Annotated in this window: 10 protein-coding genes and 1 riboswitch; of the genes, 4 read left to right on the top strand and 6 right to left on the bottom strand. The window is 65.9% G+C overall.

From position 1 onward, the window contains the following. Nucleotides 1–20: 20 nt before the first annotated feature. Nucleotides 21–1,835 carry an AMP-dependent synthetase/ligase gene (locus tag B3T59_RS19835; RefSeq protein WP_231894743.1) on the top strand — a complete coding sequence of 605 codons (1,815 nt, stop codon included), beginning with the start codon at nt 21–23 and terminating at the stop codon, nt 1,833–1,835. A 33-nt stretch (nt 1,836–1,868) separates the two neighbouring features. Here the strand turns inward: B3T59_RS19835 and B3T59_RS19830 are convergent, their stop codons facing one another. The 4 genes from B3T59_RS19830 to B3T59_RS19815 all read right to left on the bottom strand — a co-directional run bounded on the left by B3T59_RS19830 (nt 1,869) and on the right by B3T59_RS19815 (nt 6,499). Next, nucleotides 1,869–2,987 carry a glycosyltransferase family 4 protein gene (locus B3T59_RS19830; RefSeq protein ID WP_064861959.1) on the bottom strand — a complete coding sequence of 373 codons (1,119 nt, stop codon included), beginning with the start codon at nt 2,985–2,987 and terminating at the stop codon, nt 1,869–1,871. A gap of 12 nt (nt 2,988–2,999) precedes the next feature. Then, nucleotides 3,000–4,550 carry a peptidase MA family metallohydrolase gene (locus B3T59_RS19825; RefSeq protein WP_064861960.1) on the bottom strand — a complete coding sequence of 517 codons (1,551 nt, stop codon included), beginning with the start codon at nt 4,548–4,550 and terminating at the stop codon, nt 3,000–3,002. Nucleotides 4,551–4,562: 12 nt separating this feature from the next. Next, nucleotides 4,563–5,534: a C40 family peptidase gene (locus B3T59_RS19820; RefSeq protein ID WP_376782644.1), complete on the bottom strand. Its 972-nt coding sequence runs from the start codon at nt 5,532–5,534 to the stop codon at nt 4,563–4,565. A 263-nt stretch (nt 5,535–5,797) separates the two neighbouring features. Beyond that, the gene (locus tag B3T59_RS19815) at nt 5,798–6,499 is read right to left on the bottom strand and encodes an NlpC/P60 family protein (protein ID WP_064861416.1); all 702 of its coding nucleotides are present in this window, start codon (nt 6,497–6,499) and stop codon (nt 5,798–5,800) included. A 16-nt stretch (nt 6,500–6,515) separates the two neighbouring features. Then, a riboswitch (cyclic di-AMP (ydaO/yuaA leader) is annotated at nt 6,516–6,700 on the bottom strand. Between the two features lie 629 nt (nt 6,701–7,329). On the opposite strand from B3T59_RS19815, the gene B3T59_RS19810 reads away from it, so the two are divergent. Together B3T59_RS19810 and B3T59_RS19805 are read left to right on the top strand one after the other, a co-directional pair. Next, a complete protein-coding gene (locus B3T59_RS19810) occupies nt 7,330–9,183 on the top strand; it encodes a DEDD exonuclease domain-containing protein (protein ID WP_064861418.1) in 1,854 nt (617 codons plus the stop codon). Further along, nucleotides 9,180–9,458, top strand: a complete 279-nt coding sequence (locus B3T59_RS19805; protein WP_005176218.1) for an Lrp/AsnC family transcriptional regulator — start codon at nt 9,180–9,182, stop codon at nt 9,456–9,458. The genes B3T59_RS19810 and B3T59_RS19805 overlap by 4 nt, the downstream gene beginning before the upstream one ends. 21 nt (nt 9,459–9,479) lie before the next feature. Here B3T59_RS19805 and trpD read toward each other — a convergent pair whose 3' ends face one another. Further along, on the bottom strand, nt 9,480–10,544 hold the full coding sequence (trpD, locus tag B3T59_RS19800) for an anthranilate phosphoribosyltransferase (protein WP_064861419.1): 1,065 nt from the start codon (nt 10,542–10,544) through the stop codon (nt 9,480–9,482). A gap of 91 nt (nt 10,545–10,635) precedes the next feature. Continuing rightward, nucleotides 10,636–11,148: a hypothetical protein gene (locus B3T59_RS19795; RefSeq protein ID WP_064861420.1), complete on the bottom strand. Its 513-nt coding sequence runs from the start codon at nt 11,146–11,148 to the stop codon at nt 10,636–10,638. Nucleotides 11,149–11,308: 160 nt separating this feature from the next. Here B3T59_RS19795 and B3T59_RS19790 point away from each other — a divergent pair, with 160 nt between their 5' ends. Next, nucleotides 11,309–11,923: a cytochrome c oxidase subunit 3 gene (locus tag B3T59_RS19790; RefSeq protein WP_174273044.1), complete on the top strand. Its 615-nt coding sequence runs from the start codon at nt 11,309–11,311 to the stop codon at nt 11,921–11,923. Nucleotides 11,924–11,950: the final 27 nt, after the last annotated feature.

Raw genomic sequence — 11,950 nt, 5'->3', positions numbered from 1 at the left:
GCGAAAGGTCGTCGATACGAATGAGTGCTGCGTTGAACGAGTACAGCGTCCCCGCCGATTTCACGATCGAGGAGGACGAGAACTGTACTGACATCTTGTTCGGTCTCGCCGAGCGCACTCCCGCCTCGACGGTCTTCCGACGCGAAGAAGGCGGCGAGTGGCTTCCGGTGCGGGCAGACGACGCCGCCAAGCAGATCACGGCAATAGCCAAGGGACTGATCGCCTCCGGTGTGGCTCCCGGTGACCGCGTCGCGGTCTTGTCACGCACGCGGCTCGAGTGGATCCTGGTGGATTTCGCGATCTGGTGCGCGGGCGCGACAACCGTTCCGATCTACGACTCGTCGTCATCAGGCCAGATCGACTGGATCATGCGGGATTCCGGCGCCTCCGCCATCATCGTCGAGGACGACGGACATCGTGCAGAGTTCGAGGCTGTCGGCGATCTGCCCACAGCCGTCCAGGTATTCCAGATCGATCCGAAGACCGGTCCCGGTGCCGTCGAACTGCTCATCGAGGCGGGCAAGGATGTCTCGGACGACGAGATCACCAAGCGGCGTGCAGCTCTCAAGGCTTCCGACCCTGCGACGCTGATCTACACCTCGGGAACCACCGGCCGCCCCAAGGGGTGCGAGCTGACGCACTCCAACATGCTCTCGGAGGTCCGAGGTGTGCTGCAGGGCAACCTGAGCACCCTGCTCGCCCCGGGCAAGCGACTGCTGATGTTCTTGCCTCTCGCGCACGTTCTGGCACACGCGATCACCCTCGTCGCGATCGAGGCCCAGGTCGAGGTCGGTTTCACCGGCGACACCAAGAACATCGTCGCCACGTTCGGCCAGTTCAGGCCGTCACTGATCCTCTCGGTCCCCCGCGTCTTCGAGAAGGTGTACAACTCTGCCCGCCAATCGGCCGCCGACGGCGGCAAGGGCAAGATCTTCGACGCCGCGAGCGCGACTGCCATCGAGTACTCGGTGAAGTCGGAGCAAGGCAGCGTCCCACTGCTCCTCAAGGTCAAGCACGCCGTGTTCGACCGCCTCGTCTACAGCAAGCTGCGCTCGGCGCTGGGTGGGCAGTGCGAGCTCGCCATCTCCGGTGGCGCGCCCCTCGGTGCGATGCTCGGGCACTTCTTCAACGGAATCGGTATCCCGGTGTATGAGGGATACGGACTGACCGAGACCACTGCGGCCTTCAGCGTGAACACACCGGGTGAATTCAAGATCGGGACCGTCGGAAAGCCTGTGGCCGGCAACGCCGTTCGCCTCGGCGAGGATGGCGAGGTGCTGCTGAGTGGCGGCGTGGTCTTCCACGGCTATTGGAACAACCCGGACGCCACGGCTCAGGCACTCGAAGACGGCTGGTTCCACACCGGCGACCTCGGCACCATCGATTCCGAGGGCTTCATCACCATCACCGGTCGCAAGAAAGAACTGATCGTCACCGCGGGCGGCAAGAACGTCTCGCCGTCGGGTCTCGAGGATGTATTGCGCTCGGCCCCTCTGGTGTCGCAGGCGGTTGTCGTCGGCGATCAGAAGCCGTTCATCTCGGCGCTCATCACGATCGACCCCGAGGCCTTCCCTGGATGGAAGGAGCGGATGGGTCTGCCGGCCGACGCCGACGTCGCCTCCCTCATGAACGATCCCAAGCTGCGCGGCGAGGTCCAAGCCGCTGTTGACGAGGCGAACAAGACGGTCTCACACGCAGAGGCGATCAAGAAGTTCCGCATCCTGCCGTCCGACTTCTCCGAGGAAACCGGCGAGATGACTCCGACCCTGAAGGTGAAGCGCAACGTGGTCGTCGACAAGTTCTCCGACGACATCGACGCGCTCTACTCCAAGTAGCGGCGTACAGCCACTGAGATCACGCAGGCGCGCCTACAGCAGTTGCTGTAGGCGCGCTGCCATATGTCGCCACTGCCACCTGTCCTGCGCGACAACGCGCCCGGTGGCGCCCATCGCGGCAGCCGCTGAACGATCGGCGAGCATCGCCAGTGCTGCCAACGCGATCGCCGGAACGTCGCGGCCGTCGACAACGGTGCCCGTCTCACCCTCGACGACGGTCTCCGGAGCACCACCGGAGCGTCCCGCGATGACGGGCACACCCGTCGCCGACGCCTCGAGGTAGACGATTCCGAATCCCTCGACGTCGAGGCCTCCGCCGCGTGTGCGCGCAGGCATGGCGAAGACGTCGGCGATGTTGTGGTAGTCCGGAAGTTCTTCTGCCGGAACAGAACCGGTGAAGATCACGTGATCAGCCACTCCCTCCTCGCGGGCGAGGCGGTGCAGTGTGTCGGCGTATGGCCCACCACCGACGATGACCAGCACGACGTCGGGCATCTCTTTGCGGATCAACGGCAGGGCACGGATGAGCATGTCCTGCCCCTTCCGCGGCACCAACCGCGACAGACACAAGATGGTCGGAGCGTCGCCGAGCCCCAACCGTGCGCGAACCTCTTCGCGGGCAACAGGATTCGGCGCGAAACGATCGGTGTCGACGCCGGGGGGAAGGTACTCGAGTGAGGCAGCGCGGCCGAAGGCCGAAGCGAAGCGATCCCTGGTGTACCTACTGACGTAGGTGATCGCGTCGGTGTGGTTTCCGATGTGGCGCAGCACTTGTCGAGCAACGGGCAGCATCGACCACCCCACCTCGTGGCCATGCGTGCTGGCGATGACGCGCTCAGCTCCCGCCCTACGCATCGCGGGAGCCATCACCGCGAGCGGTGCCGCGGCACCGAACCACACGGTCTCGATGCCCTCACTGCGGATGATCTCTGCGGCGCGACGCGCGACGAATGGCGTGGGCAGCATCAACGTCGTCCGGTGCCGGTAGACGCGATACGGTTGTCGCGCATCGAATTCCACGCTGCCCTTCCATCGGGGCGCGTAGACCACGACATCTTCGGGCGGCAACCTGTCGACGAGATTCTGCAGATACGACTGGATCCCACCGGCCCGTGGCGGAAAGTCGTTGGTCACCAACAGGGTTCGACGCACGGACCGTACTCCTTATCTCGGAACCTGTTCCGCGAGCCATCTGCGCCAGTCGGCGATCAGACGGTTGCGATCGACACCGAGAGCAGTCGCGATCGCGTTGTCTTGTCGGCCGACGTCTCCCGACGCCGCCACCCCGCGATAGAGGGCCTTCAGACGTGTTTCACCGTAGCGGTCGGCGACGTAGGCCGCGAGCGCCCACGCGGACTGGTACGCCAGAGCCGACTTGTCAGTCGCCACACCGAAATCCTCGTCCGACGGCAGCGCATCGGGACTCTGCCCCGCCCGCACCTGCGCGGCGAGATCCGGGGCGGCGTCGTCGAGACGCACGTAGGTTCCCTTACGGCCGACGTATTCGGCAACACCCTCGGTGATCCACAGCGGCGCGTCCTTTGCAGTCACCGAGCGCGTCGCGACGTGCGTGAGCTCGTGCCGCAAGACCACGGCGAGAGCCGGGGCGGGTAGGTCGTTGGCGGACGGAGCGAGCACGACGCGCTGACCGATCACCGTGTCACCGTCGACTCGATCGAACACGGTGGCCGCCGCGGCGGCGGAGGTGTCGGTCGCAGAACTGTGCGCGATCGCGGAGAACTCCTCCGGGGTCGCCGTTGCGACGACGACGGCCCGCCGCGGCCACTCCGAACCCCAGAACGCGGTGACGGCCGATACCGCCTGGCGCAGCGAGCGTCGCGTCCGATCCACTGTGACGGCGGTACCCGGGTACGACACCACTGCTGACGGCCCTCCCCCGGTGAGCACGTCCGTGGCCTCGAGACCCGGCAGGTTCCAGAGCTGGGTTGCCGGGGCGTCGTCGCCGAGAAGCGTTGCGTCGCCGACCAGTTTCCAGCTGTCCCCGTATCGCGCCACCACGAGCTCGCGATCCAGCGTGACCGTCGGCTCGTCGACTCCCGGCGTGCCGGCACCGCCCAGCGCATAACGCAACTGCACCGGCGCCACCCACGAGTCGGTGCTGCCCTGCGCTTCGAGTCGCGCGGCAAGCTCTGCTGGCATCTGGACCTCCGCGCCCTGCGTCGACGCGAGCTGGTAGCCGAACTCCTTGAGCTTCAGAGCGGTTCCGCGCGCGGGCACCGTGGTCGGTGAAGGCTGGGACTCCGAAGACGGCGACTGGGGGCTTGTCGACTGAGGTACTACCGACTGGGGTACTACCGACTGGGGTACTACCGACTGGCGTTCTGCCGATTGGGGGTTCGCCACCGACGGCGTCGCTGCGGCCGACGACGCTGCGGGGGTGCCTGTTCCGGAGAGGTTCTGGGCCGCGACATTCAGAGAATCGCGGAACGTCGGAGACGTCGAGGAGTCGAGGAGTCCGTCGAGGCGAGCACGATCCCCGTCCGTCAGAGCGCGGGTGAGGTCGTCGAGGAGTCGCGCGACGCCCTCCGAGCGCTCCTGCAGGTAGATGTTGGGGTTCGTGGTCGTCGTCGTGACCGACGACGACGTCGCTTGCTGCGGTTGACTATCCGACGAGCAGGCCGACACACCCGCTGCGAGTGTCGCGGCAGCGAGGATCACACACGCGACGCGCGCAGCCGAGGCCTCAGCGTGCACGCTGTCCGCGCATCAGGCGTATCGCCGCGCGGCCGCGTACGGCCCGGCTTGGTCGATCGGCACCACCTTGACAGGCACGCCGAACGTCGACGCGTGGATCACGTAGCCGTCGCCGACGTACATGCCGACATGGTGAGCATCCGGGTAGTAGATGATCAGGTCGCCGGGCTGAAGGTTGCCGCGGTCGACGGCCGTTCCGGAGCCCATCTGTGCCTCGCTCGAGCGCGGAAGCGTTTTACCCGCCTGCTGGTAGGCCCACACCATCAACCCGGAGCAGTCGAAGGAGTCGGGTCCGGTGGCGCCCCAGACGTAGGGATCGCCGATGCGGGTGAGCGCAGCCTGCACGGCAGCGAGCGCGGCGGACGTTCCCTTCGGCACCGCCCGGGGATCGAAGTCGAACTTGGGGCCGCGAAGTGCGCCGAGTTGCTTGCCGGTCATCGACTCGTACACGGCACGCACCTGGACCGCCTGCAGCTGCAGGTTTGCCTGCTTGGCCTGGAGGTCGCCGCGCACACGCTCGGCAGCGGAGACGGCAGTCGTCGCCTCTGCGGCGGTGCGGTCGGACTTCGCCTTCGCTGCGGCCATCTGGGCGCGTGCCTTCTTGAGCCCCTTGAGATCAGCCGACGCCTGACGGGAGATCACCTCGAGGCCCGACATCTGGTCGAGCAATGACTGTGGCGAGTCGCTGACCAGCACCGCATAGAGACGGTTGACCCGCGCACCCTTGTAGCTGGCGCGCACGATGGTGTCGACGCGCTTCTGATATGAGCTGAGCGTTTTGCGCGAGGTCTCGAGACTCTTCTGGGCCTCGGCCGAGTCTTTACGAGCCGCTGTGACGATGCCACGCTGCTTGTCGTACTCGATCTGAGCGTTGTGCATCGCCTCCGACGACTTCTCGGCGTCGGTGCTCAATTTCTTGTACTGGGCGAGGAGCTGGTCGGGTGTGCGAGTCGGTTCCGCGTTCGACGGACCTGCTGTCGCCATCGAAAAGACTTGTGCAACAGCGATGATCACCGCTGTCACGACAACGACGTATACCGCTCGCGATCGATGCGTCATTGCCTGCGATCCCGCAACCACTTCTGTGTTCACTCCCCTCACCGCCTGCAGCCTCGGATCTCCGCAGAGGAGGCCCGAACGCCGCGCTCCACCCTAACGTGAGTGTCGCGGGCAGCGACTACGGATCGGGCAGATCACGCGTTCCTGCGTGATCTGCCCGACCTCACGAACTCGATCGATCTCGCCGCTCAGTAGCGACGGATACCGACCAGACTCCAATTCTTCACGACGTCCTTCTTCACGGGGACGCCGTAGGTCGATGCGTGGATGAACTGTCCGTTGCCGATGTAGAGGCCAACGTGTCCGCCACCGTTGAACACCAGGATGTCGCCCGGCTTCGCGTCGGCGAGCGAGGCAACCGCGGTGCCGCCGCCGAGCTGTCCATAGCTGTCGCGCGGAATCGTCAGACCCGCCTGACGGAATGCCCAGCTGGTGAGGCCCGAGCAATCGAAGGCATTGGGGCCGGAGGCACCGTAAGAGTAGGGCGAGCCGATCTTGGTCTCGGCAGCGCGCACGGCCTTCTCACCGGCGGTCTGCGTCGGCGCGAGCAGCGGAGCTCCGCCGCGCGGGCGCAGTTGCTGCGGGATCTGGTTGTCGCTGATGCCCGGAAGCGTGAACTTGCCGACGTTGGGGATCTCGACCGTGGCGTCGGGTGCCTTCGCGACGTCCTGCTTCTTGACGACCGGCGCCTTCTGCTGCTGGAACTGTGCCGGAATCTGCTTGGTGTCGACGCCCGGAAGCTCGAACGTGCCGACATTGGGCACGGTGACCGGCGCTGCCAGAGCGGGACCTGCGGCAGCGGCAAGCGAGCCGAAGGTGATCGACCCGGCGATTACCGCCTTCTTTGCAACCTTGCCGCGGTCGGGCTGTTCCAAACGATGTTTGGCCACGAAGGGTGTTCTCCTTTTGTTCTCCCTCTACCGCCGACCGGGTTAGCTGTCGGGTTCGGGCCGGAAGAAATGGCCCTACGCGCATGCGATTCGAGTGCGAGCACCCGGATCGAGAGCGCGATTCACCCCCATTCGGAAAGCTCCGAAAAAATGAGTGGTTCCCCGGTACGCCAAGATTCATAGCCTTGGCGATTGAGCGGTGACCCCCGCGAACCTCTCCTGTTGGAGCGGGACGCTTCGCAAAGGTCTCGGAAAGGTTACGAAACCGGATGCGTGTCTGTCCACTAACCGACAAACAGCGTGTTCGACCCCCGCACCTCAGCCAGCACGCAATGTAGGCGATCCAGACGACGAATTGGCCGCTTGAACTGCACAGATGCTTGCTCTTGCAGATCGTGCATCGGCGTTGGAGGCCATTGCAGCATGCGTGAATGTATCGATGGCGGCATGGATCTCGGCGTCGTTATCTCGGGCCTCTCTCTTCCATCCGCGCCGTACGCCAGCGGCGGCATCCTGGCTGTTCAGCGGGCCGAAAAGCACTGTCATCACACAGCCGTCGCATGCGTGGTCGCGACCGGGGCAGGTGCTGCAATCGATGTCCATGATGTGATCTCCGTCTCAGTGGGGTGAAATCCTCGGGGATGCGCATGCCGTCGGGAGGCTTCCCCTCCTCCCGCCGGCATCGCGCACCACTGACTCCTTCTGACGGCGAGACTAGGCACCCCCACCGACAAGTCCGGTCGACCGCGTCGAGCAGATGGCGCGCCTACAGGTGGCCGAGGGCAAGTCGCCACATCCGGGACACCTGCCTCACCAGCAACGAACCATCGATGTCGGTGGTTCGAACTACTGTTCGCGACGTGACGTCCTTTGGTGACCAGCTCTCGTTCTCTGACCTCGCGAGCTCCGACCTCGAGGGCTCTGATGTCGAGAACGCTCTCGACAACGAGTTCTCCGATCGGTCCCTGTTCGACACCACGCTCGTCGTGGTCGACCTCGAGACCACCGGCGGCAGTGCGACGAACGACCGCATCACCGAGATCGGCGCGGTGAAGATCCGCGGCGGTGAGGTACTCGGCGAGTTCGCGACTCTCGTCGATCCGGGACTACCGATTCCCCCGCAGATCGTGGCGCTGACCGGGATCACCGAGGCGATGGTCTACGACGCACCGTGTATCGACGAGGTCTTGCCGTCGTTCATCGAATTCGCGCGCGGATCGATTCTCGTCGCCCACAACGCCCGGTTCGACATGTCGTTCCTGCGGCAGAACGCCCTGCGCCTACACCTGCAGTGGCCGTTCAGCGCAACGCTGTGCACGGTCACCATGGCCCGACGCATCCTCGGACGCGACGAGGCGCCGACGGTGCGCCTGTCAGCCCTGGCCGATCTGTTCGACGTCACCGTCCGCCCCACGCACCGCGCCCTCGACGACGCCCGCGCGACCGTCGAGGTCTTTCACCATCTCCTCGAGCGCGTCGGGAATCAGGGCGTGCAGAGCTATCGCGAACTCACCCGCTACCTGCCCCGCACCGATCCCCGACTGCGCGCCAAGCGGCATCTGGCCGACCGCATCCCCGCGCGCCCGGGCGTCTATCTGTTCCGCGGGCCGAGCGACGAGGTCCTCTACGTCGGCACGGCATCGGATCTACGTCGACGTGTGAGGTCCTATTTCTCGGGAGCCGATCCCCGACGCAGGATCGGTGAGATGGTGATGCTTGCCGAACGCGTCGATCACGTCGAGTGCGCGCACGCGCTAGAGGCGGGAGTTCGCGAGCTCCGATTGCTCGCCGCGCACGCCCCCGCGTACAACCGACGCTCGACACAACCCCACCGCGGCTGGTGGGTGACGCTGAGTAACGAGCGGTTCGCGCGGCTGCGTATCGCCCGCACCCCGGGAGAGGTGGGCATCGGGCCGATCGGTAAGCGCTCCACGGCGACCGCGATCGCCGACCTCATCGCTCACGCTGCAGGGTTGCGCACCTGCACAACCCGTCTCGGCGCGACCGCCAGCCATCATTGGTGTCGCCTCCCCGACGACGGCGGTCAAGTCGTCGGTGGATGTGCCGCCGCCTCGACACGCCCCCAGACGCTTCCCGACTACCTACCCGCGGTCACATCCGTCGTCGATCTGCTGCTCGGTCGATCCGACACCATCCTCACGCGGCTCTCACACCGGCTCGACGTGGTCGCCGGAGCCCAGATGTACGAGACCGCCGCGCGCCATCGGGACCGGATGGCCGCAACCATCGATCATCTCGCACGGAGTCAGCGTCTGAGTTCCCTCTGCGCGATCACCGAGCTGGTCGTGGCACGCTCGGACGGCGCAGGCGGCTGGGAGTTGGCGGTCATTCGGCACGGACGCCTCGCTGCGGCGGGCACCGCTCCCCGGGGACACGCACCGATGCCGGTCGTCGCGGCGCTGGTCTCGGCGGCCGAGACAGTGCTGCCGGACGACACCCCGCTTCGAGGCGCCTCGCCGGAGGAGGCAGGTCTGCTCTATCGCTGGGTGTCCGACCCCGCCACGCGCATCGTCGACGCAAGCGACGCGCTCACCACGCCGGTCGGATCGGCGCAGCGCTGGCTGGAGTGGTCGCAGACAGCCCACAACGCGCGGGACATCCGCACGTCGGGTCACCGGTCACGCCCGCGCACCGATGGTGGCCGACTACGCTTGCCCGCATGATCACCGCCATCGTCCTGATCGACGCCGACGTCCACCAGATCCCCGAAACGGCACAGGCCGTTGCCGATATCCCGGGCGTCGAAGAGGTGTACTCATGTGCGGGCGATGTCGATCTGATCGCGAAGATCCGCGTACGCGACCACGAGCAGATCGCCGAGGTCGTGACCGGAAAGATCAATCGGCTGCCGGGAGTACGACACAGCGCGACCCACATCGCGTTCCGCAGCTATTCGTCGAGCGCGGTCGAGGGGGGCTTCTCCATCGGCGAGGAGTGACCCGCACCGAGCAGTCGGTACCTACTTGTTGGCCAGTTCTCCGCTGACTTGAGCCCACCGGTCGAGCAGCCGCGCGGCAGCGCCCGAATCGATCGACTCCGCGGCGCGCTCGGTTGCCGCAGCGAATGCCGCGGTGAGCCCGGCGCTGTCGGTGGCGGACGTCTGCTCGTTGGCGACGAGTGCCCCCGCAGCGTTGAGGAGCACCGCGTCGCGTACCGGACCCGTCGTTCCCGACAGCAGTTTCCGCGCGATGGCGGCGTTCACCGTCGCGTCGCCGCCCTGCAGCGCCGAGAGGTCGACGTAGTCGATCCCGAGGTCGCGCGGATCGATCGTCAGCTCGGTGACCGTGCCGTCGACGACCTGCCACACCGACGACGTGGTGGTCGTCGTGATTTCGTCGAGGCCGTCGTCGCCACGCACCACGAGTACGGAACCACCGCGCTCTGCGAATGCACGAGCGAGAACCGGAGCGAGATCGTCGAACGCACACCCGATCAATCCCGCACGCGGTTGCGCCGGGTTGGTCAACGGGCCGAGCACGTTGAACACAGTCGGTATACCGATCTGCTGGCGTGCGGGAGCGGTGAAACGGAACGCGGGGTGAAAGACCGGGGCGAAGCAGAATCCGATGCCGATCTGGTCGATGCACGCGGCAACCTCGGTGGCACCGAGCGAGATCGTCACGCCCAGGGCCTCCAACACGTCGGCTCCGCCGCTCTTCGACGACGCCGCGCGATTACCGTGCTTGACCACCGGCACGCCTGCAGCGGCGACGACGATCGACGTCATCGTCGAGATGTTCACGGTGTGCGAGCGGTCGCCTCCCGTTCCGACGATGTCGATCGCCGCACGGTCGGTGTCGACGAGGGTGGCGTGGTCGAGCATCGCCTGCGACAGGCCTGCGAGTTCTGCCGGCGCAGCGCCCTTCATCTTCACGCCGACGCCGAACGCGGCGATCTGCGCCGACGTCGCGCTGTCGGTCATGACCTCGTTCATGGCCCATCGTGCCTGGTCGACGGTCAGGTCGATGCCGTCGGTGACGGCCCCGAGGACCTGCGGCCAGGTGTAGCTCTGCTCGCTGCTCACCCCAAGCACCTTAGTTGACCTGCGCACACGACCTGCTTGCGGTCACACTCCACGTCGTGCGATGCGCATGAAGCGAAGCCCGCGGTGCGATTCATCCCGGCCGCTGGACTATCTGCCAGCCCACCGCGACCCCGGCGTGCCTCGACGCCAAGCTCGCCATCCGGGAGCGCTCCTGCGAGAGGTGCAGCGCGTCGACGAGCTGTACGCGCGCAAGAACCACCGGCGCCAACCCAGCCGGAATCGCGAACCGGTCGGCGACGACGTCGACGGGTATCGCCTCGTACCCATCGAGCGCAGCCAGGCCCACTGCCGCCTCGACACTCTGCTCCGGCAGCGCCAGGACATGCCTCACCACGGCCTGAGCGTCGGGACGCAGCGTCGAAGTCTCGAGGATCGATGAGCTTGATGCTGCCTCGTCGTCGGACTCACCGACCACGACGACGTCGCGCTCGGTCACCGTGAGGACGTCGCGCGGCGTAGCTCTGCCTCCGATCATCGCGCGCCGCAACGTTTCCCAGCGTCGCGGCGCCATCGGCCGACCGTTGAGATCGAACTGTCGGCCGTCGCGCCGCGACTCCGGATCGTCGTGGTCGGAGGTACCCATGGAATCGAGCAAAGCACGGCGCCGACCCCTGGGTCCACCGGCACCGCTAACACGCCGAAAGACACCTCCGACCGGCGCCTACCAGCGGGAAGAGAAATAGTTCCCACGAATATCCGACCCGAGTGGTCAGGGCGTACTACGAACCGTCATACTTCAACCTGTGACTAGCGCTGTAGGTACCTCGGGAACAGCCATCACCTCGCGCGTGCACTCGCTCAACCGCCCCAACATGGTGAGTGTCGGCACGATCGTGTGGCTGTCCAGTGAGCTGATGTTCTTCGCTGGACTCTTTGCGATGTATTTCGTCGCACGCGCCAACGCCGGCCCAGCCGGTTGGCCGCCGGAGCCCACCGAACTGAATCTGAAACTGGCCATCCCGGTCACCACCGTCCTCATCTTGTCGTCGGTGACCTGTCAGATGGGCGTGTTCGCCGCCGAGCGCGGCGACGTCTTCGGGCTGCGTCGCTGGTACATCCTCACGTTCGTGATGGGCGCCTTCTTCGTCTGCGGCCAGGCCTACGAGTACTACCACCTGGTCGCCGAGGGCACGACCCTGTCGTCGAGCGCCTACGGCTCGGTCTTCTACATGGCGACCGGCTTCCACGGCCTGCACGTGATCGGTGGTCTCGTCGCCTTCATCTTCCTGTTGGTCCGCACCAAGCTCGCCAAGTTCACTCCGAACCAGGCAACTGCTGCGATCGTCGTGTCCTACTACTGGCACTTCGTCGACATCGTGTGGATCGCCCTGTTCGTCACCATCTACTTCATCCGATGAGCACTTCATCCGATGACACCGATCGCA

The organism is Gordonia sp. UBA7860 (assembly GCF_002500165.1).
Lineage (GTDB): Bacteria > Actinomycetota > Actinomycetes > Mycobacteriales > Mycobacteriaceae > Gordonia > Gordonia sputi.
This window is presented reverse-complemented; position numbering and strand designations above follow the sequence as displayed.